General features: G+C 72.6%; 26 protein-coding genes. 11 read left to right on the top strand and 15 right to left on the bottom strand.

Translation table 11 applies throughout. The annotated features are described in order from the left end of the window. Positions 1-5 precede the first annotated feature (5 nt). The gene (locus IEZ13_RS06195; RefSeq protein ID WP_183217692.1) at positions 6-611 is read left to right on the top strand and encodes a hypothetical protein; all 606 of its coding nucleotides are present in this window, start codon (positions 6-8) and stop codon (positions 609-611) included. Here IEZ13_RS06195 and murD read toward each other — a convergent pair. Continuing rightward, positions 581-1,936: a UDP-N-acetylmuramoyl-L-alanine--D-glutamate ligase gene (murD, locus tag IEZ13_RS06190; RefSeq protein ID WP_183217689.1), complete on the bottom strand. Its 1,356-nt coding sequence runs from the start codon at positions 1,934-1,936 to the stop codon at positions 581-583. The genes IEZ13_RS06195 and murD overlap by 31 nt on opposite strands. Positions 1,937-2,028: 92 nt before the next feature. Here murD and IEZ13_RS06185 point away from each other — a divergent pair, with 92 nt between their 5' ends. After that, on the top strand, positions 2,029-3,321 hold the full coding sequence (locus IEZ13_RS06185; RefSeq protein ID WP_183218363.1) for a MurL-like N-terminal domain-containing: 1,293 nt from the start codon (positions 2,029-2,031) through the stop codon (positions 3,319-3,321). Beyond that, on the top strand, positions 3,318-3,677 hold the full coding sequence (locus IEZ13_RS06180; RefSeq protein WP_183217687.1) for a cupin domain-containing protein: 360 nt from the start codon (positions 3,318-3,320) through the stop codon (positions 3,675-3,677). Before IEZ13_RS06185 ends, IEZ13_RS06180 begins: the two co-directional genes overlap by 4 nt. 29 nt (positions 3,678-3,706) lie before the next feature. On the opposite strand, the gene IEZ13_RS06175 is transcribed toward IEZ13_RS06180, so the two are convergent. Then, a complete protein-coding gene (locus IEZ13_RS06175) occupies positions 3,707-5,266 on the bottom strand; it encodes a flavohemoprotein (RefSeq protein ID WP_229794483.1) in 1,560 nt (519 codons plus the stop codon). A 55-nt stretch (positions 5,267-5,321) separates the two neighbouring features. On the opposite strand from IEZ13_RS06175, the gene IEZ13_RS06170 reads away from it, so the two are divergent. Beyond that, complete coding sequence (locus IEZ13_RS06170; RefSeq protein WP_183217685.1) at positions 5,322-6,116, top strand: TrmH family RNA methyltransferase; 795 nt, start codon at positions 5,322-5,324, stop codon at positions 6,114-6,116. Between the two features lies 1 nt (position 6,117). Here the strand turns inward: IEZ13_RS06170 and IEZ13_RS06165 are convergent, their stop codons facing one another. The 3 genes from IEZ13_RS06165 to IEZ13_RS06155 form a co-directional block, all read right to left on the bottom strand. Continuing rightward, positions 6,118-6,789: a hypothetical protein gene (locus IEZ13_RS06165; RefSeq protein ID WP_183217683.1), complete on the bottom strand. Its 672-nt coding sequence runs from the start codon at positions 6,787-6,789 to the stop codon at positions 6,118-6,120. 122 nt (positions 6,790-6,911) lie between these two features. Further along, positions 6,912-8,018: an SPFH domain-containing protein gene (locus IEZ13_RS06160; RefSeq protein ID WP_183217681.1), complete on the bottom strand. Its 1,107-nt coding sequence runs from the start codon at positions 8,016-8,018 to the stop codon at positions 6,912-6,914. Between the two features lie 13 nt (positions 8,019-8,031). Further along, on the bottom strand, positions 8,032-8,481 hold the full coding sequence (locus IEZ13_RS06155) for an NfeD family protein (RefSeq protein ID WP_183217679.1): 450 nt from the start codon (positions 8,479-8,481) through the stop codon (positions 8,032-8,034). Between the two features lie 98 nt (positions 8,482-8,579). Here IEZ13_RS06155 and IEZ13_RS06150 point away from each other — a divergent pair, with 98 nt between their 5' ends. Beyond that, positions 8,580-9,887 (top strand): serine hydrolase domain-containing protein, encoded by a 1,308-nt coding sequence (locus tag IEZ13_RS06150; RefSeq protein WP_183218359.1) that lies wholly within the window; start codon positions 8,580-8,582, stop codon positions 9,885-9,887. A 321-nt stretch (positions 9,888-10,208) separates the two neighbouring features. On the opposite strand, the gene IEZ13_RS06145 is transcribed toward IEZ13_RS06150, so the two are convergent. Further along, positions 10,209-11,171: a DMT family transporter gene (locus IEZ13_RS06145; RefSeq protein ID WP_183217677.1), complete on the bottom strand. Its 963-nt coding sequence runs from the start codon at positions 11,169-11,171 to the stop codon at positions 10,209-10,211. Between the two features lie 66 nt (positions 11,172-11,237). Between IEZ13_RS06145 and pdxR the strand changes: the two genes are divergently transcribed. Continuing rightward, the gene (pdxR, locus tag IEZ13_RS06140) at positions 11,238-12,659 is read left to right on the top strand and encodes a MocR-like pyridoxine biosynthesis transcription factor PdxR (protein WP_183218357.1); all 1,422 of its coding nucleotides are present in this window, start codon (positions 11,238-11,240) and stop codon (positions 12,657-12,659) included. On the opposite strand, the gene IEZ13_RS06135 is transcribed toward pdxR, so the two are convergent. Further along, a complete protein-coding gene (locus IEZ13_RS06135) occupies positions 12,640-13,446 on the bottom strand; it encodes a DUF3097 domain-containing protein (RefSeq protein ID WP_183217675.1) in 807 nt (268 codons plus the stop codon). The genes pdxR and IEZ13_RS06135 overlap by 20 nt on opposite strands. Positions 13,447-13,536: 90 nt before the next feature. On the opposite strand from IEZ13_RS06135, the gene IEZ13_RS06130 reads away from it, so the two are divergent. Both IEZ13_RS06130 and IEZ13_RS06125 read left to right on the top strand, forming a co-directional pair. Then, positions 13,537-14,319 (top strand): hypothetical protein, encoded by a 783-nt coding sequence (locus IEZ13_RS06130; protein WP_183217673.1) that lies wholly within the window; start codon positions 13,537-13,539, stop codon positions 14,317-14,319. Beyond that, complete coding sequence (locus IEZ13_RS06125) at positions 14,316-14,846, top strand: NUDIX domain-containing protein (protein ID WP_183217671.1); 531 nt, start codon at positions 14,316-14,318, stop codon at positions 14,844-14,846. Before IEZ13_RS06130 ends, IEZ13_RS06125 begins: the two co-directional genes overlap by 4 nt. Here the strand turns inward: IEZ13_RS06125 and IEZ13_RS06120 are convergent. The 8 genes from IEZ13_RS06120 to IEZ13_RS06085 all read right to left on the bottom strand — a co-directional run bounded on the left by IEZ13_RS06120 (position 14,820) and on the right by IEZ13_RS06085 (position 22,229). After that, a complete protein-coding gene (locus tag IEZ13_RS06120; protein ID WP_183217669.1) occupies positions 14,820-15,221 on the bottom strand; it encodes an NUDIX hydrolase in 402 nt (133 codons plus the stop codon). The genes IEZ13_RS06125 and IEZ13_RS06120 overlap by 27 nt on opposite strands. Continuing rightward, on the bottom strand, positions 15,218-16,054 hold the full coding sequence (locus IEZ13_RS06115) for an HAD-IIA family hydrolase (RefSeq protein WP_372441843.1): 837 nt from the start codon (positions 16,052-16,054) through the stop codon (positions 15,218-15,220). Before IEZ13_RS06115 ends, IEZ13_RS06120 begins: the two co-directional genes overlap by 4 nt. Further along, on the bottom strand, positions 15,997-17,025 hold the full coding sequence (locus IEZ13_RS06110; RefSeq protein ID WP_183217666.1) for a ferrochelatase: 1,029 nt from the start codon (positions 17,023-17,025) through the stop codon (positions 15,997-15,999). Before IEZ13_RS06110 ends, IEZ13_RS06115 begins: the two co-directional genes overlap by 58 nt. Positions 17,026-17,045: 20 nt before the next feature. Then, complete coding sequence (gene fabI, locus IEZ13_RS06105) at positions 17,046-17,813, bottom strand: enoyl-ACP reductase FabI (protein ID WP_183217664.1); 768 nt, start codon at positions 17,811-17,813, stop codon at positions 17,046-17,048. 35 nt (positions 17,814-17,848) lie between these two features. After that, entirely contained in the window at positions 17,849-18,553 is a 705-nt protein-coding gene (fabG, locus tag IEZ13_RS06100; protein ID WP_183217662.1) for a beta-ketoacyl-ACP reductase, read from the bottom strand. A 465-nt stretch (positions 18,554-19,018) separates the two neighbouring features. Beyond that, positions 19,019-19,969, bottom strand: coding sequence for a VWA domain-containing protein (locus IEZ13_RS06095; protein ID WP_183217660.1), 951 nt, complete (start codon positions 19,967-19,969; stop codon positions 19,019-19,021). Beyond that, complete coding sequence (locus IEZ13_RS06090; protein ID WP_183217658.1) at positions 19,966-20,979, bottom strand: DUF58 domain-containing protein; 1,014 nt, start codon at positions 20,977-20,979, stop codon at positions 19,966-19,968. The genes IEZ13_RS06095 and IEZ13_RS06090 overlap by 4 nt, the downstream gene beginning before the upstream one ends. Continuing rightward, entirely contained in the window at positions 20,976-22,229 is a 1,254-nt protein-coding gene (locus IEZ13_RS06085) for an AAA family ATPase (protein ID WP_229794482.1), read from the bottom strand. The genes IEZ13_RS06090 and IEZ13_RS06085 overlap by 4 nt, the downstream gene beginning before the upstream one ends. 351 nt (positions 22,230-22,580) lie before the next feature. Between IEZ13_RS06085 and IEZ13_RS06080 the strand changes: the two genes are divergently transcribed. The 3 genes from IEZ13_RS06080 to IEZ13_RS06070 are packed head-to-tail and all read left to right on the top strand — an operon-like array spanning position 22,581 to position 24,745. Further along, positions 22,581-22,802 (top strand): hypothetical protein, encoded by a 222-nt coding sequence (locus IEZ13_RS06080; protein ID WP_183217656.1) that lies wholly within the window; start codon positions 22,581-22,583, stop codon positions 22,800-22,802. A 9-nt stretch (positions 22,803-22,811) separates the two neighbouring features. Beyond that, positions 22,812-23,327 (top strand): PH domain-containing protein, encoded by a 516-nt coding sequence (locus IEZ13_RS06075; protein ID WP_183217653.1) that lies wholly within the window; start codon positions 22,812-22,814, stop codon positions 23,325-23,327. Next, the gene (locus IEZ13_RS06070) at positions 23,324-24,745 is read left to right on the top strand and encodes a PH domain-containing protein (protein WP_183217651.1); all 1,422 of its coding nucleotides are present in this window, start codon (positions 23,324-23,326) and stop codon (positions 24,743-24,745) included. The genes IEZ13_RS06075 and IEZ13_RS06070 overlap by 4 nt, the downstream gene beginning before the upstream one ends. Positions 24,746-24,748: the final 3 nt, after the last annotated feature.

The raw sequence follows: 24,748 nt of genomic DNA, 5'->3' as shown, positions 1-24,748 counted from the left end.
TAGGCATGCGATGGTTCCCGGTGATCGTCCTGGCGGTCCTGGCTTTCCCCGGCCCCGCCCACGCGAAGGTCACCTTCGACTTCGGCACCAACACCGGTTTCGTGGACGCCGAGGACGTTCGCCGGGCCTTCGACTGGGACGCCGCCACCCTGCGGGCCAAGGCGAAGCGCCTGGAGTTCGAGCACCTGAAGCTGGTTCAGGACAGCTACGCGGTGGTGTGCGGCGAGGCCGGCGCCCGCCCGGTCCGGGCCGTCCACACCGCCCAGGACGCGAAGGAGTTCCTCACCGTCAAGGTGGTCCGACGGACGGGCACGCGGGAGGTCACCGGCTTCCGGATCGTCCGGGCCTACGCCGGCATCTCCGGCACCACGGTCCCCCCGGAGCCGGGCACGCCGTGTCCCGAGCCGACGCCGGACGAGAAGGTCCGCACGTCCCGGCTCGTGTCGACCACGGTCACCACCACGCTCGTCGTGAAGTCCGGACCGGACCGCGTGGAGATCTACCAGATCCGGACCGGGCCGCCCGTCCCGGCGACGGCGGTGTCACCGCCGGCTCCGGCCGCCGCCGCGTCACAGCCGTCTCAGGCCTCCGCCGTGTCGCGGACCGCCTGAGCGAAGACCTCGGAGCGGTGCTCGAAGTTGCGGAAGCGGCCGTAGCTGGGCGCGGCCGGGGACAGCAGCACCACTCCCCCGGCCGGGGTGATCTTGCGAGCCAGGCGGACGGCGTCGGCCAGGTCCTCGGCCGGCTCGGTGCGGACCCGGGGCAGGCGGGCCAGCGCCTCCAGGATGCGGGGGCCGCTGTCCGGCAGGCCGATCACGGTGAGTTCCCGGTCGGCCAGAAAGTCACGTAACGGTGAGTAGTCGAGGCCGCGATCGTTTCCGCCGACGAGCACGGTGAGTGGCCGGTTCTCGTAGGCCTCGATGGCGTGCATGGCGGCGTACGGGCTCGTCGAGAGGGTGTCGTCGACGAACGTCAGCCCGGACGGGTCCTCGATCTCGGCGAGCCGGTGCGGCAGCCCCGGGAAGGACCGGACCGCCGCCTCGACGACCGCCCGCTCCGCCTCCACGTCCACGCCCATGCCGTCCAGCACGGCCAGCGCGACGCACAGGTTGCCCTCGTTGTGCCGGCCCTTCAGCGGCAGCGCGTCCCGCGGGAACAACGGCTCGTCACTGCACCAGACCTGCCCGTCCTCGACCCGGAACCGGGAGTCCGCGGCGGCCGCCGGCACGGGCGGGAACCGGCCCGCGTCGGTGACCCCGCGGATCTCGTCGCGCAGTCGCCGGTCGGTCCCGTTGACCACGATCAGCTCCGGGTCGTGCCGGAGGATGTTCAGCTTGTCCCGGTAGTACTCCCGCTCGCCGCCGTGCGCGTCCAGGTGCTCCGGGAAGAGCGACGTGACCACCGCCACCCGCGGCGAGTGGGTCAGGTCGGCGCACTGGTAGCTGGAGAGCTCCAGCACGTACAGCTCCGCCTCGGGCATGTCGAGCAGCGGCACCCCGATGTTCCCGCCGTACGCGTTGGGCCGCCCGACCGCCGTCAGCAGGTGGCTGATCAGGCTGGACGTCGTACTCTTGCCCTTGCTGCCGGTGACCCCGACGGTCTTCGCGGCGTGCTCGGCCATCCACAGCGCGCTGCCGCCGGTCACCGTGATCCCGCGCTCGCGCAGCTCGACCATGAACGGGTGGGTGGACGGCACCCCGGGTGACCGGACCACCACGTCGGCGCTGGCCAGGGCCGCGAAGGCGTGCTCACCACCGGCCAGCGGCGCCAGCCCGGCCAGTTCGCCGGTCCACTCCACGGACAGATAATTGGCGCTGTCGTCCACCGCGATCAGGCGGGACGGCTGATGGCGGGCGATCGCGGTCACCGCGGCCCGCCCCTCCCGGCCGGTCCCCCAGACCGCCACCGAACGGCCGCGCAGGTCTGCCAGGCGCACGTCGTCTCCCCGCTTCGCGTCGAACCTCGTCGGACCGAACTAATATTGCCCCTCGGTCATAGGCAAGGAGACTCCGGGTGCGGTTCGACGTCATGCAGTTCCCCTCGTACACGTTCGATCCGGTGACGGGCGTGGCGACGTTCGACTACCTGCTGGACGGTCCGGAGCCACTGCGCTTCACCGAGACGATCACGCTGCCGGTGCCGGCCGACCCGGCCGTTCCGGAGGCGCTCACCCGGGTGCTCGACCTGCTGCACGTGGTGGCCGGGGTGAGCTACTTCAAGGTCGGCGCGCCGGCCCGGGTGGTCGCGCCCAAACCCGTGCCGCCCCAGGTCACCGATTTCCTCACGGCCGTCTACACCAAGGGCATGGCGGAGTACGCCTACCGCAACCAGCTTCCGCACGTGTTGGAGCTGGCCGTGGAGGCCCCGGGTGTGATCCCGGCCGCCGAGCCCACCGGGATCACCGGTGGCCGGCCGCTCTCCGCGGTCGGCGGCGGCAAGGACTCGATCGTCACCCTGGAGATCCTGCGCGCCGCCGGGCTCGACCCGGTGCCGTTCTCGGTCAACCCGAACCCGGTGATCGAGCAGGTGAACGCCGCTTCCGGCCTGCCCGCGCTGGCCGCCCGCCGCAGGCTGGACCCGCGGCTCTTCGAGCTCAACAAGGCCGGGGCGCTGAACGGGCACATCCCGGTCACCGCGATCAACTCGCTGATCGCCATCGCCACCGCGGTCTGGCACGGGCTCGGCCCGGTGGTGATGTCGAACGAGCGGTCCGCCTCCGACCCGAACCTGATCTGGAACGGCCACGAGGTGAACCACCAGTGGTCCAAGGGCGTCGAGGCGGAGGGGCTGCTGCGGGCCGCCGTGGCGGCGTCCGCGGGACTGTCCGACCCGTATTTCTCGCTGCTGCGCCCACTGTCCGAACTGCACATCGCCCAGCTGTTCGCCGGTCACACTGCGTACGATGATGTTGTTACTAGCTGTAACAAGGCTTTCAAGTTGCACGACCCGACGGCCCGCTGGTGCGGTGACTGTCCGAAGTGCCGGTTCGTCTTCCTGGCGATGGCCCCGCACATGCCCCGGGAGCGGCTCGCGCACATCTTCGGGCGGGACCTGTTCGCCGACCCGTCCCAGACGGCCGGGTTCCTGGAGCTGCTCGGCGTCGACGCGCACAAGCCGTTCGAATGCGTCGGCGAGGCCGAGGAGTGCCTGGTCGCCCTCGCCATGCTGACCGACAGCGCGCCGGTCCTGGCCGAGCTCCGCGCCGCGGTGCCGGCGACGGCGTGGGCCGAGGTCTCCCACTCGGACGTCTTCACCCCCGGCGGCCCGAACCACGTGCCCGCCGCCTACCGCAAGATCCTCGACGAGGCGCTCGCCGGATGAGCGAGATCTATGTGGGAAACGCCGACCCGGACGCGCTCGCCGACCGGGGCTGGCTGCTGGGGCACTTCAAGCCGGAGGGCGATCCCCGGCACAGCACCGACGTCGAGATCAAGTGGGGCCGGCATCCGCGGGGCGACCGGCGGGCCGAGTGGGTCCGCGGCGAGGAGCGGACCGCGCTGCTGGTGCTGATCAGCGGCTGCTTCCACATGGAGTTCCCGGAGCGCACGGTCGTCCTCGACAAGCAGGGCGACTACGTGGTCTGGCCGCGCGGCGTCGACCACTCCTGGTTCGCCGCCGAGGAGTCGGTGGTGCTCACCGTCCGCTGGCCGTCCGTCCCGGGCTACGCCGTCCGCTGAGGGCCGCGAACGGCGTACCAGAAATGGGATTATTCGGGCGCGTCGTGATGGATGCGCGCGGCATCCACGCCGAGCCGGTGCAGCGCCGCGCTGGTGCTGGTCAGCATGAGCGGCGGCCCGGCCACGTAGACCTCGAAGCGGGACCACTCGCCGAAGGCGGCGACCACGTCGGTGACCAGGCCGGACTCGTAGGGCCCGGGATCGCCCTCGGCCACCACCGGGACCACCGCGGCGCGCGGCGCCTGGGCGGCCAGCTCGGTGAGGGCGTCGATGTCGTAGAGCTCGGTCCGGTCGCGGACGCCCCAGAACAGGACGGCCGGCCGAGGGTCGGCGGTGGCGACCATCTCGGCGAGCATGGCCTTCATCGGGGCCACACCGGTGTCGCCTGCGATCATGAGGATGCCGCGGCCCGGTTCGGCGGGGAGGCCCATGTCGCCCTCGGCGCGGCTCAGGCGGACCAGGTCGCCGTCACGGGTGTGGTGCACGAGGGTGCCGCTGACGCCGGTCTCCGTCTTCGCCCGCACGTGCAGCTCGATCAGCTCGTCCCGGTGCGGGGCGCCGGCCAGAGAGTACGGCCGGCGGACCCCGGGCACGGCGTCGACCTCGACCCGGGTGTACTGGCCGGGGCGGAACGGCATCGGCAGCGACGGCCGCAACGTGATCACCGCGAGGTCCTGGCGGCGCACGTCGTGCTCGATCACCTCGGCGGGCCAGGCGGTCGGCTGGTACGCGACGAGCGTCCCGCCGTGCACCAGCCACTCGTAGATGTGCTGCCACGTCCAGCGCCAGGCCTGGTCGAAGTCCTGCCGCCAGGCGCCCGGGGCCATCCCCGCGCGCATCGCCTCGGCCAGCGCGGCGCCGACCACCCGGAGCCGGGTCCACGGGATGCCGCACTCGGCCAGCACCGCACCGAGCTGAATGCAGCCGGCGACCAGAGCCGGCGGGTCGTCCAGCCGGCGGACCAGCCAACCGAGCGCGCGGACCAGCTGGGCGCGCTGTGTCCCCGGGGTGCCGGGGAGCGCCTCGAGCAGGGCCGGTTGCGCCTGCCGCAGGGCCTGCCAGAGCCGGCCGGCGACCTCGTCGATGCCGCCCGCCGCGGTGAGGCTGGAGCTGAGCAGCCCCTGGGTGTCGCGAAGTGCCTGGCGGTCGGCCGGGTCGACGCCGTCGGGCCGGGGCGTGGGCCGTTTGCCGGGCACCCCGGGTCGGCGGCGGCCCGGACGGCCACCGGTCGTCTCCGGTGGCGGGAACTCGGTGCCGGGCCCGCCGAGCCGGCGGGCCGGGGCGACCGGCGGGATGTTCGGCACCGGACCGGTCGGGCCGGACGGGACGGCCCCGATCGGTGGGATTCCCCGCTCGGGGCCGTAGCGGGCCTGGAAACCGGAGCGGCCGATCGTGTCGCCGGGATCGCCGCGCCAGAGCAGGCCACCGCCGGGGTGGTGCGACGGGGGCATCTCGGCCTCCTCGTCGTCGGCCTTCTTCGGGACGGAGAGCGCGGCGTCGGCATCGGCTCCTCCGGCGGCGACGGCCTCCGGCGCGCTCTGGCGCAGGCGGAGGGCACGCAACAGGGCGAGCAGATGCGGATCCGACACGGATCACCCCCGGCGAACTCGACAAGGGTGACCCTACCCCGCGAATAATGCCGGTGTGCCTGCACTCAGTATCACCAGCCCGGACGATCCACGGATCGGCGACTATCTAGCCCTCACCGACGTCGAGCTGCGGACCCGGTGGGAGCCGCCGAACGGTCTGTTCATCGCCGAGGGGGAGCTGGTCATCCAGCGGGCGCTGCGGGCCGGCTACCGGATGCGCTCGGCCCTGGTCGACGAGAAGCGCGCCGATCAGCTGACCGGGCTGCCGCCGGAGGCGCCGCTCTACACCGCTCCGCCGCCGGTGCTGGAGTCGATCACCGGGTTCCACGTGCACCGGGGCATCCTGGCGTCGTTCCACCGGCGGGAGCTGCCGGTGATGGAGGAGATGCTCGCCGGGGCGCGGAGCCTGGCCGTCCTGGAGGGGCTGAACACGCACACCAACCTGGGTGCGCTGTTCCGGAGCGCGGCGGCGCTCGGCATCGACGCCGTGGTCCTGTCGCCGAACTGCGCGGACCCGCTCTACCGCCGGGCGGTCCGGGTCAGCATGGGTGAGGTGTTCGCCATCCCGTACGCGAAGTCGGACGACTGGCCGGGCACCCTCAAGGCGATCCGGGCGGCCGGGTTCAGCCTGCTGGCGATGACGCCGGGCGAGGGCGCCGTGTCGATCGCCGACCTGACCCCGGCCCAGCGGGAGCGGCCCGCGCTGCTGCTCGGCGCGGAGGGGCCCGGGCTGACGCGTACCGCCCTGGAGGCGGCCGACGCCCGGGTGGTGATCCCGATGCACAACGGGGTGGACTCGCTGAACGTGGCGACCGCGGCGGCGATCGGGTTCTACGAGATCACGCGCTGACTCAGGAGCGGGGTACGAGGCGGCCGCCGGTCCAGGCGAGTCCCATTCCGGCGGCCAGAGCGAGCAGGGCGCCGACGGTGGGTACGGGCTGGTCCACGGACGTTCCCGCACCCATCGCCAGCGCCGCGAGCATCAGCAGCACCCCGTCGGCGGGGTTGACGAGTTTGGAACGGAACACCGCCCAGCCGAGCAGCAGCATCCCGGCGCCGCACACCGCCGCGGCGACGGTGAGCAGGCTGTCGACGTGCCCGGCGGCCATCGGCGCGCTCGCCACCACGGCGTCCTCCGGCAGGGCCGCCACCGGCAACAGCAGGGTGGCGCCGGCCAGCGTGGTCAGCAGCCCGGCCAGGGCGCACCGCCGGGTACGGGACCCGGCGAGCAGCCCGGCCAGCGCGATCAGGGAGATCATGGCGAGCCACCCGGCGAACAGGCCGACGGCGAGGGGGCCGGGTACGCCCTGAACCTCCAGGGTGAGCCAGCCGTAGCACACCGCGGCGGCCGGGAGCGCCCACAGGGCCAGGCGGGCGTACCGGCGGACCGACCAGATCCAGACGGCGTCCCGCACCGGCAGAAGGTGGTGCGTGTCCGCCTCGGTCGCGGTCGGGGCGCCGACCCACGCCGGCGCGACCCGCAGGGGTCGGCCGCTCGCCGTCTGACGCTGGCTGATGCTCATGGCTCCGCCTCGTTAGCTGGGGCAACAAGCCGAGCGGCCGGGGGCACCGGTCGGAAATCCTGCTGCGAAGCATGTCAAAGAGTCATCGCGGAATGCGGCGGATCTCACAAAAGCTGGAAAAGTCAGTGTTTTTCGATGTGCTGCACCCCGTCGTAGTCGGCCCCGCCCAGCGCCGCGCTCGGCGGGATCAGGCCGGGGGCGGGCAGTCCCGGCCGCCCGGAGGCCTCCGCCTCGGCCTCCCGCACCGCCTCGTCGACCCGGCGTGCCTCGGCCGCGGCGGCTTCGGCGGCGGCCGCGGCCTCCCGCTCGACGGCGCTCGCGTCCACGTCCTGCCGGGGCTCGTCGCCCGCCATGTTCGCCAGGCCGCCGAGCGCCCCGCCCAGCCCCTCCAGCGCCTTGGTGAGCTCGGTCGGCAGGATCCACACCTTGTTGGCGGTGCCGTTGGCGATCTGCGGGAGCGATTGAAGGTACTGGTACGCGAGCACCTTCTGCGACGGATTGGCCTGGTGGATCGCGTCGAAGACGGTCCGGATCGCCTTCGCCTGGCCCTCCGCCTGGAGGATCCGGGCCTGCCGGTCACCGTCGGCGCGGAGCACGGCCGCCTGCTTCTCGCCCTCGGCCGTGAGGATCTGCGCCTGCTTGTGACCCTCGGCGTTGAGGATGGCGGCCCGCCGGTCCCGCTCGGCGCGCATCTGCTTCTCCATCGAGTCGCGGATGCTCGGCGGCGGCTCGATCGCCTTGATCTCGACCCGGGTCACCTTGATGCCCCAGCGGCCGGTGGTCTCGTCCAGCACCCCGGACAGGTGCCGGTTGATCTCCTCGCGGCTGGTCAGCGCCCGCTCCAGGTCCAGCGAGCCGATCACGTTGCGCAGGGTGGTGACGGTCAGCTGCTCGATGGCCTGGAGGAAGTGGGAGATCTCGTAGGTCGCCCGGACCGGGTCGACCACCTTGAAGTAGAGCACCGTGTCGATCGAGACGACCAGGTTGTCCGAGGTGATCACCGGTTGCGGCGGGAAGGAGACCACCTGCTCACGCATGTCGACCTTGGTGCGCACCGAGTCGACGAACGGCACCAGCAGGTTGAGACCGGGCGAGAGGGTGCGCTGGTACTTCCCGAGCCGTTCGATGACGTCCATCCGCTGCTGCGGGACGATCCGGACCGACTTGACGAGCGTGGTCACGACGAGCACGACGATGGCTATGACGAGGATCAGGACGATCTGTTCCATCAACCCACTCCTTCTATAGATCGGGCAGGTCGTCGTGCCACACCTGGACGGTCGCGCCCCGCAGCTTGACGACCCGGACATGCACTCCCGGAAGAAAGACCTCCTGGCCGTCGACCGAGCGGGCCTGCCACAGCTCGCCGTCGATCTTGACCATGCCGTGGTCGGCGGAGACCTCCTCCACCACGGTCCCGCGGGAACCCTCGATCGCCTCGATCCCGAACGGGCGCTCCCCGGTCTCCAGGGCAGGGCGGGCGTGCCGCATGATGATCGGGCGCAGCGCACCGACCGAGAGCCCGGACACCGCGGCGAAGACGATCACCTGAATCACCGGGCCCGCTCCGAGCGCGGCAGCACCCGCCGCGGCCAGAGCACCGGCGGCGAAAAATATGACCAGAATCGTCGCGGTGAAGGCCTCGGCGATCGCCAGGACCACGGCGAGGACGACCCAGAGCACGGCTTCCACACACCGATCGTGACACGTCCATGCACCCACGGCGACCGTAGCCGAATCCGGTTCAAACAGTTAGACCCATGAGTTCGCCGCAGGGGAGGGAACCCACCGTGACGCTGCTACCGGAGACCGTCCGCCGGATCGACGGGATCGCCGCCCGGGCACAGTCCACCGGCCGGGTGCCGTCGCTCGCCCTGGCCGTCGTCCGCGACCGCGCCGTCCTGCACTTCGCGGGCGCCGGCGAGCAGCCCCGCCCGGACCCGAAGACCCAGTACCGGCTCGGCTCGATCACCAAGACGATCACCGCGACCCTGGTGATGCAACTGCGCGACGAGGGCTTCTTCGCCCTCGACGACCTGCTCTACCGGCACCTGCCGGGCACCCCGATCGGCGGCGTGACCCTGCGCCAGCTGCTCGGCCACGTCTCCGGACTGCAACGTGAGCCGGACGGCCCGTGGTGGGAGCGCAACCCCGGCGGCGACGTGGACAGGCTGCTGGCCGAGCTCACCTACGAGAAGCTGGCCGGGCCGCCGTACCGCCGCTACCGCTACTCCAACCTGGCCTACGGTCTGCTCGGCGCGGTCCTTGAACGGGTCACCGGCATGGGCTGGGCCGAACTCGCCGGCAAACGCCTCCTCGACCCGCTCGGCATGAAGCGCACCACCTACGCGCCGGTCGAGCCGTACGCCCGCGGCTATGTGGTGCAGCACGCTCTCGGCGGCGCCCTGCACGAGGAGCCGCGCCCGGACACCGGCGCCATGGCGCCCGCCGGGCAGCTCTGGTCGACGGTCACCGACATGGCGAAATGGGCCGCCTTCCTGGCCGATCCGGCGCCGGCCGTCCTGGCCCGGGAGACGGTCGACGAGATGTGCACGCCGGTCGCCATCAGCGATCTGGAGTCCTGGACCGCCGGGCACGGCCTCGGCCCACAGCTGTACCGGGTCGGCGAGCGGGTCTACGCCGGGCACGGCGGCTCGATGCCCGGCTACGTCGCGCACCTGGCCGTACACCGCCGCAGCCGGATGGGCGTCATCGTCTTCGCCAACGCCTACGGCCTCGACGGCACCAGCATCAAGGACGTCGGCCTGGCGGCTCTCACCGCGACCCTGGACAGCGAGCCCACCCCCGTCCCCGCGTGGCGCCCGCCCGCGGCCCCCGAGGGCGAGGCCGCCGAGATCTGCGGCCGCTGGTGGTGGATGGGCCGCGAGTACTCGCTCCTCCCCGACGGCGACGCCCTCGTCATGACCGGCCCCAACCATCACACCCGCTTCGCGCGCGAGGCCCCGGACCGCTGGCGCGGCCTCTCCGGCGACAACGAGGGCGAGATCCTGCGCATCCTGCGCGACCCCGACGGCACGGCCGAACGCCTGGACATCGCCACCTTCCGCTACAGCCGCGCCCCCAGCCATCTGGCCTGAAAAACTCGACCCCATCCCCGGTACGGACATCGCACCCCCAACCACAACCACCCCGTCCCGCCACCTCCGCGACCACCTGCCCCCTCCCGCCCGTGCCGCCCCACCGGCCTGAGCCGCCCGTCCTCTCCACCCGCCTCTCCCTCTCTCTCCGCGCCCTCTCCCCTCCGCACTCACCACCCCCAACCTCCCGCGATCTTGACCGTTTTCCCACCACCCAAGATCGAGGAGGCGCTCAACAGGCGAGTGGGCACGACGCCAGACGCGCCACCCCCACCGGCCGCGATCTTGGACGATCGGCTACCGCAGACGGTGGGGAAGCGTTCAAGATCGCGGGCGGGCGGCGGCTGCCGCGGTGGTGGCGGCGGTTGAGGTGGGCATGGGGGTGGGGCGGTGGGAGAGGCCGAGGGCCAGGCCGGCAGCGACTGTGGCTATGCCCAGCCAGACCAGGGGGGCCGGGGACGGGGCACCGAGGGCCATGCCGGTGGCGGCGGCCGCGACCGGGGCCACGCCGGTGAGCAGGCCGGCGGGGCCGGAGCCGATGCCGGCCACGCACGTGTACCAGAGCAGGAACGCGACGGCCGTGACCAGGACGGCCAGGTAGGCGCCGGCCAGGACGTCGTCGAGGTGGAGCCGGGTGACCGCGCCGGGGCCCTCGACCGTGAGGCCGATCGCGGCGAACACGGCGGCACCCAGCCAGGTGGCGTGCACGGAGACGCCGAGCGGCCCGTGCCGGCCCAGCACCGGCACCGCGAGCAGGGTGAAGGCGGCCTCGCAGGCGAACGTCACGGCCGCCCAGGCCACGCCGGTCGCGTCGGTGCGGCCGAGCCCCTGCACCAGGGCCGCGCCGGCGGTCACCACCACGGCGGCGGCCAGCACCCGGGCGGCCGGGCGGCGGCCCTCCAGGAGCGGGCCGACCGCGGCTAGGACGATCGGCACGCAGGCCACGGCGACGCCGATGACCGCGGGTTCGGCGTGCCGGGAGCCCTGGATCAGGGCGACGTTGAAGATCACCAGGCCGGTCAGGGTGACGCCGAGCAGCCAGAGCCACTCGCGGCGGCGGGGCCGGTGCACCGGGGTGCCGGCCCATCGGGCGTAGCCGAGCAGGAGCAGGCAGGCCACCCCGTACCGGGCGGCCTGCACGGTGAACAGCGGTGCGTCGGCGAGGTGGCCGGAGACCGCGACGCTGCCGCCGACGAAGACCATGCCGGCCGCCCCGGCCAGCCCGTAGCGCGCGGTCCGCGGAAGGCGTGGCGGTGCGGCGGATTCCCGAACGGAGGGTGTCATGAGGAGAATCGTTCCCCCGAGTATGGTCCGGTTCGAGGGCCAATTCGAGCGGGATGAGGTGGACCAATTTCCGGATCGGACTTTCTCCAGCTACGGGCCGACGAGGCGCCGGCCAAGGGGCTGACCGCCTGGCTGACCGAGGGCCTGCGGGCGGCGATCACGGCCGGGCGGCTGGCGCCGGGCGCCCGGCTGCCGGCCACCCGGCTCCTCGCCGGGGAGCTGGGCGTCTCCCGGGGTGTGGTGGTGCAGGCCTACCAGCGGCTGGTCGACGAGGGGCTGGCCGGGGCGCGGACCGGGTCGGGCACGGTCGTCACCGGGCGCGGCACGGCGCTCGGGTCACGGCCGGCCGGGGACCGCCGGCGGACCCTGGACGAGCTACGGCTGCCGGTCTCCGCCCCGGACGGCATCGACCTGGACCTGTCGCCGGGTGTGCCGGACCTGTCGGCGTTCCCCCGGGCGGTCTGGCTGCGGGCCGAGCGCGCGGTGCTGGACCGGATCACGGCCGCGGACCTCGGCTACGGCGACCCGGGTGGCACGCCCCGGCTGAGAGCGGCACTGGTCGCCTGGCTCACCCGTACGCGTGGGGTGCGCTCCGAAGCGGACGACGTGGTGGTCACCGCGGGCGTGGCGCAAGGGCTCGCCCTGGTCGCGCACGTCCTCAAGGCCCGGGGCGTCACGACGGTCGCGGTCGAGGACCCGGGGTCGCGGGGCGCCGCCGACCAGATGGCGTTCTGGGGCATGGCGCAGGTGGGGGTGCCGGTCGACGCGGACGGGATGCGGATCGGCGATCTGGTCGCGACCGGCGTCGGTGCGGCCGTGCTGACGCCGGCGCACCAGTTCCCAACCGGGGTGGTGCTGGCCCCGGAACGCCGCCGGGAGCTGCTGGCCTGGGCGTCCGCCGGCAACCTGGTGATCGAGGACGACTACGACGCCGAGCACCGGTACGACCGGGCGCCGGTCGCCGCGGTGCAGGGGTCGATGCCGGAGCGGGTGGCGTACCTCGGCAGTGTCTCCAAATCGCTGGCGCCGGCCATGCGGATGGGCTGGCTCATCGCCCCGCGCCCGATGCAGGCCGAGCTGCTCGCCGCCAAGCACGCCAGCGACCTGGGCAATCCGGCGCTGCCGCAGCTGGTGCTGGCCGAGTTGCTGGCGTCCGGCGACTACGAGCGGCATCTGCGGGCGGTCCGGGCCCGCCAGCGGGCACGGCGGGACGCGCTGCTGGCCGGGTTGCGCGAGCATCTGCCGGGTTTGCGGGTGGCCGGGGTGGCGGCCGGGCTGCACCTGCTCGTGCTGCTGCCGGAGACGGCCGACGACGTGGAGGTGGCCGGGCGGGTCGCGGCCACGGGCGTACTGGTGCAGCCTCTGACCTGGCACCGGCGCCGCACCGGACCGCCGGGCCTGGTGATCGGTTATGCCGCCCACCCGCCGGACCGCCTCGCCGAGGCCGCCCGCCGCATCGGAAGCGTGCTCAGTCCTCGAAGACCGTGACGAAGTCGATCAGCCGTTCCATCGAGTTGATCAGCGGCGTCTCGACGTCCCTGTAGGAGCTGACCGAGGCGAGGACGCGGCGCCACATGTCGGCCGGCTCCCGGACACCGACGGCCGCGCAGACGCCCTCCTTCCACGGACGGCCCGGCGGGATCACCGGCCAGGCGCGCAGGCCCACCCGTTCGGGCCGGACCGCCTGCCAGATGTCCACGTAGGGATGACCGGTGACGAGCACGTTCGGGTCGGTCACCCGGGCCACGATCCGGCTCTCCTTGGACCCCGGGACGAGATGATCGACCAGTACGCCGAGCCGTCGCGCCGGCCCGGGCCGGAACGCGGCGACCGCACCGGTCAGGTCGTCGATGCCGTCCAGCGGCTCCACGACGATGCCCTCGATCCGCAGGTCGTCGCCCCAGATCCGCTCCACCAGCGCGGCGTCGTGGATGCCCTCCACCCAGATCCGGCTGGCCTTCGCCACCTGGGCCCTCACGTCGTCGACGGCGATCGACCCGGACGCGGTGACCCGGCGCTGTTTCTTGATCCGGCCGGCGACCGGGCGGACCAATGTGACCGGACGGCCGTCCAGCAGGAACGCGGCCGGGGCGAGCGGGAAGTTGCGGCGCCTGCCGTTGCGGTCCTCCAGGACGACGGCGCCCAGCTCGAACCCGACGACCGCACCGCAGAACCCGGAATCGGCGTCCTCGACCACCAGATCCGGTTCGGCCTCCACCTCCGGTGTCACCTTCCGGCGGCGCCAGTCGCCCGCCAGCACATCCTCCCCATACATGTCCCGCACGGTAACGCGCGATCACGGACACACAGGCGGTGACGCTCCGAGCCGAGACAACTCTCCGCACCGGCACGTACCCTTGCTCGCATGTCACCCGCAGCCGATGCGGCCACCCGTACCGCACGCCGGTCCACCAGGTTCGTGGCCTGGGTGCGCGCCTGGCGCGCCGGCCTCGTCCCGTTCGACGAGCTGGCCGACGAGATCGCCGCGGACGAGGAGCACCTCGTCGCCGACGCCCCCGGCACCTGGACCGACGTCCCGCTGCCCCAGGGCCTGCCGATCTTCGCGAAGCTGCACCCCGACGAGATCCGCCTGGTGCTGCCGGTGCCCGGTGACCCGCGCGGCCTGCCCGGCCCGGGCGACCTGACCGGGGCGGCGCTGCTGGCCGGCGAGGCGGTGATGACTCCGTCGTTCGGGGTGGTGCCGGAGGTCCGCCGGCACACGTCCGGCTCGGGTGTGGAGTTCTCCACCGTGCTGTGGCGGGTCCACGAGGCGCCCGAGCACCGGCAGGTCTTCCAGATGGGCGCCGCCGAGGCCGAGGCGCAGCTCACCGTCGCGCTCGGCGAGGCCACCGCCCGGCTGACCCGGCTCGACGTGGCGCAGTGGAAACCGGAGCTGGCCGGCGCCCTCCAGGCGCTGCGCCGGCCGGAGAGCGCCGAGACCCTGCCGCCCGGGTTCGACCCGCGCTCGCGGCGGCTGTTCGCCCGGGCCAGCGTCCTGGACCAGGTCCTCGCCCTGGCCGAGACGAGCGCGCCGGGCGGCGCCGTGAACGGTTACGAGGCCCAGCAGCGTGACGAGGCGCTGCGCCCGCTGACCGCCGCCTGCCGCCAGGCCCTGGTGGCGGCCTGCAACTCCCCGTTGCGCCCGTGAGCCCGGCCCTCGACCGGCACGCGCACTGCAGCTTCTGCGGCGCCCGGTTCACCGTCAATCAGCCGTGGCCGCGCCGCTGCACGGCGTGCGGCGAGGTCAGCTATCTCAACCCCACCCCGGTGGCGGTGGCGGTCCAGCCGGTCGGCGCCGGTCTGCTGGCGGTCCGCCGCGGGATCGCGCCGGCTCGCGGGCGGCTCGCGCTGCCGGGCGGTTTCATCGACGTGGGCGAGACCTGGCAGGCCGCCGCGGTGCGGGAGCTGTTCGAGGAGACCGGGGTGGTGGCCGATCCGGGCCACATCCGGCTGTACGACACGGTCAGCGCCCCCGACGGCACGGTCCTCATCTTCGGCCTGCTGCCGGCGATGCGCAGCCCGGCCGACCTGCCGCCGGAGCCGGACACCGAGGAGACGGTCCGGCGGGAGGTGCTCTACGGGCCGACCGAGCTCGGGTTCGGCATCCACACCGCGATCGCCACCCGGTTCTTCACCGAGCACGCCCGCTCAGTCGATCAGGTCCGCGCCGACTAGCTCGTCCAGGACGATCCGGATCGCGGGCGCGCACCGCCCGGCGTCGGCCGACGTGAACCAGCCGATCTCGGCGATCTCGTTGGCCGCCTTCGGCTCGCCGCCGGGTCCCTCACCGAGAAAACACACGAGACGTACGCGAGTGCCCGGCGGCCGGTTGTGCGCGGGCGCGTCGATCGTGGCGAAATGCCGCAGCGCGGCCGGGTCGACGTGAAGGCCGACCTCCTCGGACACCTCACGGGCGGCCGCCTCGGCGTCGGACTCCCCCGGCTCGGGTTTGCCGCCCGGCAGGTAGAAGGCGTCCGACCCGATGGCCCGGACCACCAGCACCCGCCGCTCCCGCACACACACCCAGGCCGCCGCCTCGACGACGCTCAAATCTCGTCGATCAGGTCGGCGACGGAGTTGACGATCCGGGACGGCCGGTACGGGTACGTCTCGCTCTCCATCCGGCTGCTGATCCCGGTGAGCACCAGGATCGTCTCCAGCCCGGCCTCGAGACCGCACAGCACGTCGGTGTCCATCCGGTCGCCGATCATCGCGGTGCTCTCGCTGTGCGCGCCGATCGCGTTGAGCGCCGACCGCATCATCATCGGGTTCGGCTTGCCGACGAAGTACGGCTTCACGCCGGTCGCCTTGGAGATCATCGCGGCGACCGATCCGGCGGCCGGAAGCAGGCCCTCGTTCGACGGGCCGGTGGCGTCCGGGTTCGTGCAGATGAACCGGGAACCGGCGCTGATCAGCCGGATCGCCTTGGTGATCGCCTCGAAGCTGTAGGTGCGGGTCTCGCCGAGCACCACGTAGTCGGGCTCGAACTCGGTGAGGATGTAGCCGGCCGCGTGCATGGCGGTGGTCAGGCCGGCCTCGCCGATCACGTAGGCGGTGCCGCCGGGCCGCTGGTCGGCGAGGAACTGGGCGGTGGCCAGCGCGGCCGTCCAGATCGAGGTCTCGTCGACGTCGAAGCCCATCCGGTAGAGCCGGGCCTGGAGGTCGCGGGGCGTGTAGATGGAGTTGTTGGTGAGGATGAGGAACGGCTTGCCGCTCGCCTTCATCCGGTTGACGAACTCGGGCGCGCCCGGCACCGGCTCACCCTCATGGACGAGGACACCGTCCATATCGGTGAGCCAGCTCTCGATCGCCTTACGCTCCTTCATCAGGGTGCCTTTCGTCGCGCGGGTGGGGGGCAGCAGTCCGCGGGGCAGACGTCCCAGGTCGGCAGCGTACCGAGCGCTGGCCGTTCCTGATCATCGGTCCGCTCCTGGACGAGTTGCCGCACCATTGCGACGAACTCGGGATGAACGCCGGGCGTCGCCGCCCGGGCATAGCCGAGGCCGAGCCGGGCCGCGGTCTCCTTCGCCTCGTTGTCGAGGTCCCAGATGACCTCGAGATGGTCGGAGACGAACCCGATCGGGCTGACCACCACGTCCGTCACCCCCTTCTCGGCGAGCAGCGCGAGATGGTCGTTGATGTCCGGTTCCAACCAGGGGATGTGCGGCGGGCCGGAGCGGCTCTGCCACACCAGGTCGTAGCCCAGGTCGGCGGCGGCCGCCGCGTGCACCAGCCGGGCGGTCTCCTCCAGCTGGGCGGTGTACCGCCCGCCCTCGGGGCCGGCCGACCGGGCCATGCTGACCGGGACGGAGTGGGCCGTGAAGACCAGGCGGGTGGAGGCCCGGCGGGCCGGTTCCAGCTCCGTCAAGGCTTCCCGTACGGCGGACACGTGCGGATTCACGAAGCCGGGATGGTCGTGGAACTGCCGCAGCTTGGCGATCCGTGGGGCGCCCGGCCCGACGTGCGCCCGGGCCGCGGCGATGTCCTCCCAGTACTGCCTGCAGGACGAATACCCGCCGTACGCGCTGGTGGCGAACCCGAGCGCGTGCTCGACCCCGTCGTCGCGCATCGTCGCCACGGTGTCGGCCAGCATCGGATGCCAGTTGCGGTTGCCCCAGTAGGTGGGCAGGCTCACGCCGTGCGCCGCGAACTCGGTCCCGATCGCGGCGAGCAGGTCGCGGCACTGCTGATTGATCGGGGACACCCCGCCGAAGTGCATGTAGTGCTCGTACACCTCGGCGAGGCGCTCGTCCGGGACGCCGCGCCCGCGGACCACGTTGCGCAGGAACGGCATCACGTCATCGGGCTTCTCGGGCCCGCCGAAGGAGAGCAGGACGAACGCGTCGTAAACCACGCGCCCATCCTGCCACCGGACTATGCGGCAAGCGCGTGGTAACCCCCGTCGACGTGGACCATCTCACCGGTGGTGGCCGGGAACCAGTCGGACAGCAGGGCGCACACCGCGCGGGCGGTCGGCTCCGGGTCGGTGAGGTTCCAGCCGAGCGGCGCCCGCTGGGTCCAGGCGTCCTCGAACTCGCTGAAGCCCGGGATCGACTTGGCCGCCATGGTGCGCAGCGGGCCGGCCGACACGATGTTACTGCGGATGCCGTGCTTGCCCAGGTACATGGCGAGGTAGCGGGAGGCCGACTCGAGCCCGGCCTTGGCGACGCCCATCCAGTCGTACAGCGGGTACGCCTTGGTCGCGTCGAAGGTCAGGCCGACGATGGAGCCACCCTGATCCATCAGCGGCAGGCAGGCGGTGGCCAGGGACTTGTACGAGTACGTCGACACGTGCAGCGCCTGCGAGACCTCCTCCCAGGTGGTGTCGAGGAAGGCGCCGCCGAGGGCGTTCTGCGGGGCGAAGCCGATGGAGTGGACCACGCCGTCCAGTCCGTCGACGTGCTCGCGAACCTTGCCGGCGAGGCCGTCCAGGTGCTCCTGGTTGGTCACGTCCAGTTCGATGACGGGCGCCGGCTCGGGCAGCCGCTTCGCGATCCGCTCCACCAGCGAGAGCCGGCCGAAGCCGGTGAGCACCACGGTGGCGCCGGCCTCCTGGGCCAGCTTCGCCACCGAGAAGGCGATCGAGGCGTCGGTGATGACGCCGGTGACGAGCAGCCGTTTACCGGCCAGCAGTCCAGACACTTTTTACTTCTCTCCTGAAAAAGTCTCGGAAAACATCAGTGCCCCATACCGAGGCCCCCGTCGACGGGGAGCACGGCGCCCGAGATGTACGCCGCACTGTCGCTCGCGAGGAAGGTCACCGCGGCGGCGACCTCGTCCGTGGCCGCGAGACGACCGGCCGGGACGGCCTTGATGATCTCGGCCTTGCGCGAGTCGGGCAAGACGGCGGTCATCTCGGTCTCGATGAAACCGGGCGCCACCACGTTCGCGGTGATGTTGCGGCTGCCCAGCTCACGCGTGATGCTACGGGCCATGCCGACCAGGCCCGCCTTGCTCGCCGCGTAGTTCACCTGGCCGGGGCCGCCGTACAGGCCGACGACCGACGAGATGAAGACGATCCGGCCCCACTTGGCACGCAGCATCTTGGTGCTGGCCCGCTTCGCGCACCGGAACGCGCCGGTCAGGTTGGTGTCGATCACCCGCTCGAACTGCTCGTCGGACATCCGCATGAGCAGCGTGTCGTCGGTGATGCCGGCATTCGCCACCAGCACCTCGACCGGGCCGAGCTCGTTCTCCACGAAGGTGAACGCCGCGTCGACGGCCGACGAGTCGGTGATGTCGCACTGCACACCGAACAGGCCCTCGGGGACGTTCGAGCCGCGGTGGGTGACGGCCACCCGGTCTCCCTGCTTGACGAAGGCCTGGGCGATGGCCAGGCCGATGCCGCGGTTTCCTCCGGTCACCAGAACGGTGCGAGCCACAACACACTCCAATCGACGGGTCATCACACAGGGTCACGACGATCCCTCTGAAAGGCGAGACTATCGGCCCGCACCACCCCTGCCGAGGGAGGTCCCGCCGACTTACACCCCGTTCAGGGGCCGCGCCGATTTTCTTAAGTTGTGGTTAAGGAGTACAGTCCGACACGGTTCTGGCCCGGCTATGTAGTGGAGGTGATCGCTGTGCGAGATAGCGATCCTCCCAGTCGTGGCCGGGACGCTCGTCAGCGTTTCTGACCGCTGACATTCGACCCCCACCCGCATGCCACCGGCCCGTCGAGGCCGGCCCGTCGGCGTGCGGTGGTTCTCGGCCGCGAAGTGACCTACGCCCGTAGCTCAGTCACCAGCGGAAGACGGTTCAACCATGAAGAAGATCGTCGCGCCCCTCGGTTTCACCCTGCTCTCGGCCTGGGTTGTCGTGCTGTTCGTCCTGGCGCACAACACACCCTAGGGCAACCGGGACGTCCACAGCAGACTCATCGCCGCGCCGGCCAGCCCCAGCAGCAGGCCCACGGCGGCGTACCACCGTGTCACCTCGCGTGGCTCGGTCCGGTGCCCGATCGAGCTGCCCATGTCCTCGTAGACCTGCTTGAGCTCGCTCACCGAGGCCGCCTCGTAGAAGTAGCCATCGGTGTTCTCGGCCAGCTCCTGCAGGGAGAGGCGGTCCACCGGCACCCGCTGCACCGAGCCGCGGATGTCGACCACACCCGTGTCGGTGCCGAACGCGATCGTCGACACCGGCACATTGGCCTGCGCCGACGCGGTCGCCGCGTCCTCGATCGAGCGGCCCGACGTGCGGTAGCCGTCGGAGAGCAGCACGATCCGGGCGGGTGGGGCGCCGTCCGCGCCGTCGGCCGGCACCATCCGGATGGCGTCCAGCGAGGTGAACACCGCCTCACCGGTGGCGGTCGCCTCGGCCAGCGTCAGCCCGTCGATCGCGCTGATCACCGCGGACCGGTCCTTGGTCGGCGCGACCAGCACGTTCGCCGCCTTCGCGAACGACACCAGGCCCAGGTTGTAGCTGGGCGGCAGCTCGGCCACGAACGCCTTCGCGGCCTCCTGCGCCGCCTCGATCCGGCTCGGCGCCACGTCCTCGGCCTGCATCGACAGCGACACGTCGATGGCCAGCATCACGGTGGCCCGCTCCAGCGGCTCCTCGGTGTCCACCGAGGGGCGGGCGGTGGCCGCCGCCAGCGCGCCCAGCATCAGCAGGAACGCGCCCGCCGAGACGTGCCGGCGCCAGCCCAGGCCCTTCGGGGCGAGGGTGCGGAGCAGGTCGACGTTGGTGAAGCGCATCGCGTACTGCCGCTTGCGGAACTGCCGCCAGACGTACAGCCCGGCCATGGCCAGGACCGGCAGCAGCGTCAGCAGCCACCACGGCTCCAGAAAACGGATCATCGTGTGGTCCCTCGGGTACGGGCGTGGCGCTGAGCGGCCACGAAGCGGACCATGTCGAGCAGCCAGTCGGTGTCGGTGCGCAGCCGCAGGTGGGCCGCGCCGGCGGCGCGCAGCGCACGGGCGATCGCGGCGCGCTGCTCCCCCGCCGCCTCGGCGTACCGCCGGCGCAGCCCCGGATCGGCGGTCTGCACCTCGTGCAGCATCCCGGACTCCGGATCGGCCAGGGTCAGCACCCCGACGTCCGGCAGCTCCAGCTCACGCGGGTCGACCACCTCGATGGCGAGCACGTCGTGCCGGACGCCGAGCTTGCGCACCGGCCGGGCCCAGCCCTCCACAGGGGCCAGGAAGTCGGAGATCACCACGGCCACGCCGCGCCGCCGGGGCGGCCGGTTCAGCATGTCGATCAGCTCGCCCAGGTCGGCGCGGCCGGGCCGGATCGTGGTCCCGGCGATCGCCCGCAGCAGGCCCTGCGCCTCCTTGCGGCCGGCCCGCGCGGGCAGCCGCAGAACCGGGCCGCCCGGTGGGGGCTCACCCACCGTCTCCGGCCTGCGGCGCCACCAGCTCCGGCTCACCTTCCTCTCCGGTACGCCGAAGCCGGTGCCCACCACGGCGCCGATCCGGTTGCCGCCCCGGACGGTCAGATGGGCCATCGCGGTGGCGGCCGCGAGCACCAGGTCCCGTTTGAGCCATTTCGCGGTGCCGAAGTCGAGGCTCGCCGACAGATCCACGGCCAGCCAGGTCTCCAGTTCCCGGTCGGCCACCGTACGGCGGACGTGCGGCAGCGTGGTCCGGGCGGTCACCGGCCAGTCCATCCGGCGCACGTCGTCGCCCGGCCGGTACTCCCGCGACTCGCCCGCCTCACTGCCCGGGCCGGGCAGCAGGCCGGCGTAGTCCCCCTGGAGCAGGCCGTCGAGTTTCCGGGTGACCAGCAGTTGCAGCTTGGCGAGGACGGCCTCGGCCCGGGCCGCCTCCTCCGGGGCGACCGGCACCGCCGCGCCGGGCCGGATCATTGGGGTCCGGGCTGGCCGGGGTGACCGGGGGCGGGCCAGGGCCCGGCCGGCGGCTGGGGCCGGCCGTTGTCGAACACGCCCGCCGGGACGCCGCTGGTCGGCTGCACCCCGGCCGGGCCGGCCACGTACTGCGCGGACTGGGCCACCCCGGCCGGGACCGGGGTCATCGGGCCGGGCGGGACCGGCGGCGCGACGGGGGATCCGCCGTTCGGCCCGGAGCCCTGCCGGGAGGAGACCTGCGGCGGCGGCACGGTCTGCATGATCCGGGCCACGATGTGGTCGGCCGGGATGTCGTCGGCCAGCGCGTCGTAGCTGAGCACCAGCCGGTGGCGCAGAATGTCCGGGGCGATGTCCTGCACGTCCTGGGGCAGCGCGTAGTCACGGCCGCGCAGCAGCGCCAGCGCCCGGGTGGCCCGGACGATGCCGAGCGAGGCGCGGGGGCTCGCCCCGTACTGGATCAGCTGGGCGACGTCCGGCATGCCGTGCTGTGCCGGGGCCCGGGTGGCCAGCACCAGCCGGACCGTGTAGTCCACCAGCGCGTTGTGCACGAACACCTGGTCGGCTCGGCCCTGGAGGGCGAGCAGGTCCTCCGGGGTGAAGATCTGCTTCGGCTCCGGGGCGCTCACCCCCATCCGGTAGACGATCTCCCGCTCCTCGCTGTCCGTCGGATAGCCCACGAGGATCTTCATGAGGAAGCGGTCCCGCTGCGCCTCCGGCAGCGGGTAGACGCCCTCCTGCTCGATCGGGTTCTGTGTGGCCATCACCAGGAACGGGTCGGGCACGTCGTAGCTCTTGCCGCCGATCGACACCTGGTGCTCGGCCATCACCTCGAGCAGCGCCGACTGCACCTTGGCCGGCGCCCGGTTGATCTCGTCGGCCAGCAGGAAGTTGACGAACACCGGGCCCAGCTCCACGTCGAACTGCTCGCTCGACTGCCGGTAGATCCGGGTGCCCACGATGTCGGCCGGCACCAGGTCCGGGGTGAACTGCACCCGGGAGAACGTGCCGCCGACCACCTTGGCCAGGGTCTCCACCGCGAGGGTCTTGGCCACGCCGGGCACACCCTCGAGCAGGCAGTGCCCGCGGGCCAGCAGGGCCACGAACATCCGCTCGATCATCCGGTCCTGGCCCACGATGACCCGCTTGACCTCGAACATCGCGCGCTCGAGCTGCGACGCGTCGTGCGCCGGGGGCACGGGCGCCGCGGACCCGCCGCTCGTCTCGGTCTCGGGCGTGCTCGGCTGCGCCACCGGTCCTCCACAACGGTCGAGATGCGCCGGCTCTTCGACGCCGACGCTCAAGACTTACACGACATACGACAACACACGGCTGGGAGGTTCCTAAGAGCCGGTCCCAGCGGCGCCGCCCAGCCTAGGGCGGCCCGTCGTCATCCGGCCGTCATCATCGACGAAACCCTGTGATCCGCGCAGCCCACGGCGCCATGGGCCGTTTGTGTTGATCTTTCTGCGCGATCCGCCGGATCGGGCACGGTCACCGGGTGGATACCCGACCATGGGATGCGTGTAGCATTTGGCTCGTCGCCGGGCGGCTTCCCCCGTGGCCGCCCGGCGCTACAACTCCCATTCCGTAATGTCTACGGCATGGTCGAGGAGATCAACCCCCAGTGTTCCGCCAAGGGTTGCCGCGCGCCCGCGGTCTGGCAGCTGCGGTGGAACAACCCGAAGATCCACACTCCGGAGCGGCGGAAGACCTGGCTGGCCTGCGACGAGCACCGGGCCTCGCTCGGCTCCTTCCTGGAGGCCCGCGGGTTCCTGCGTGAGGTCACCCCCTTCACCTCGTCGGGAGAGGCGATCATCTCTTAGGCTTCAGGGGTGAGCGAGCCGCCCGCGCGAACCGTCGTCGATGCCCTCGAACCCTGGCCGGACACCGTCACCTGGCGTCCGCTCTCCAGCCGTCTGATCATCGTGCACCTGATCGGCGTCGCCACCTGGACCGTCGTGCTGCTCGGCGGCCTGCTCGCCGGCCGGATCATCGGCGGCCAGACCGCGTGGCTGTGGGGCATGGCCGCGGTCCTGGCCCTCGGCCTCTGGCGCGCCGGCGTGGCCGTCCGTGCGGTCCGGGCCTGGGGCTACGCCGAGCGCGACAACGACCTGCTGGTGCGGCACGGCCTGGTGGTCCGCCACCTGTCCATCGTTCCGTACGCGCGGATGCAGTACGTGGACGTCACCGCCGGGCCGCTGGAGCGCGCGTTCGGCCTGGCCACGGTGCAACTGCACACGGCCGCCGCGGCCAGCGACGCCCGGGTGCCCGGACTGCCGCCGGACGAGGCGGCCCGCCTCCGCGACCGGCTCACCGCCCTCGGCGAGGACCGGGCCGAGGGCCTGTGAGCGACACCGGACATCCCGCCCCCTCCGGGCGGCCGGCGCCGGAGATCGAGCCGCGCCGGCGCCTGCACCCGCTCAGCCCGCTGCTGAAAGGCGCCAAGAGCATCGTCGTGATCGTGGCGGCGCTCTCCTGGCAGACCCTCGGGCAGGTCGGGCCGACCGACTTCGCGCTCATCGTGCTGGCGCTCGCGGTCGGGGTGGTGATCTTCTCGGCGGTCGGCTGGTGGAACACCGGCTACCACGTCGTCGCCCGGGAGCTGCGGATCACCGAGGGCCTGGTCTGGCGGCGCAACCGGGCCATCCCGCTCGACCGGCTCCAGGCCGTCGAGCTGCGCCGGCCCCTGCTCGCCCAGCTCAGCGGCCTGGCCGAGCTGCGGCTCGAGGTGGTCGGCGGCAACAAGGCGGAGGCCCCGCTCGCCTACCTGACCGTGCGGGACGCGGCCACCCTGCGGGAGCGGCTGCTGGCGCTGTCCGGGCGGGCCGCCCCGGTGGACACCGCCACCACGGACGAGCCGGCCGGCGGCGCGCCGCTCTACCGGGTGCGCAACCACGACCTGCTGATCAGCCAGTTGCTCACCCCACAGGCGATCTTCCTGCCGTTCGGTGTGGCCTGGGTGTCCGCCCAGTTCCTGCTGGAGGGCTCGTGGACGTTCATCGGCATCGCCAGCACGATGACCGCGATGGCCGGTGTCCTCCTCCAGCCGATCCGCCGGGTGCTGCGCGACTGGGACTTCCAGCTCGCCCGGGAGGGCGGCGACCGGCTGGTGCTGCACTACGGCCTCACCGAGACGCGCAGTCAGGTGGTGCCGCCGAACCGGGTGCAGGCGGTGCGGCTCACCTGGCCGTTCCTCTGGCGGGCCAAACGGTGGATGAGCCTGCGGATGGACATCGCCGGCCTGTCCGGTCCCGACCCCGGCGACGACAAGAGCTCCGACCGCCTCATGCCGGTCGGTGACCTGCCGACCGCCCGCGCCCTGGTCGCCGCGGCGCTCCCCGGCGTCGACCTGGCCACCCTGGCCACGTCGCCACCCCCGCCGTGGGCCCGCCTGCTGCATCCCTTCGGGCTGCGTTTCCTGGGCGCCGGCCTGGCGGCCGACGTCTTCGTCTCCCGCTCCGGGCGGATCACCCGAGAGACGACCCTGATCCCGTACGCCCGGATGCAGAGCGTCCGCGTCGTCCAGGGCCCGGTGCAGCGCCGCCTGGGACTGGCCACGGTGTACGCGGACACCGCCGGCGGCCACGCCGGCGCGGCCCGGGACCGGCCCCTGGCCGAGGCCTACGCCATCGCCGACCAGCTCGCCCTGCGCGCCCGCCGGGCCCGCTGCGGCCCGCTCGCCCCGGTCGACGTCGCGGGTCCGGTTACCGACGGATCGGAAGCACCCGTGGACGAGACGTTCTGGCAACCGCCCGAACAGCCTTAAGCT

This window comes from Actinoplanes campanulatus, assembly GCF_014647795.1.
GTDB lineage: Bacteria > Actinomycetota > Actinomycetes > Mycobacteriales > Micromonosporaceae > Actinoplanes > Actinoplanes campanulatus.
Note: the sequence above shows the minus strand (reverse complement) of the source record. Positions and strands in the feature narration are given on the sequence as shown.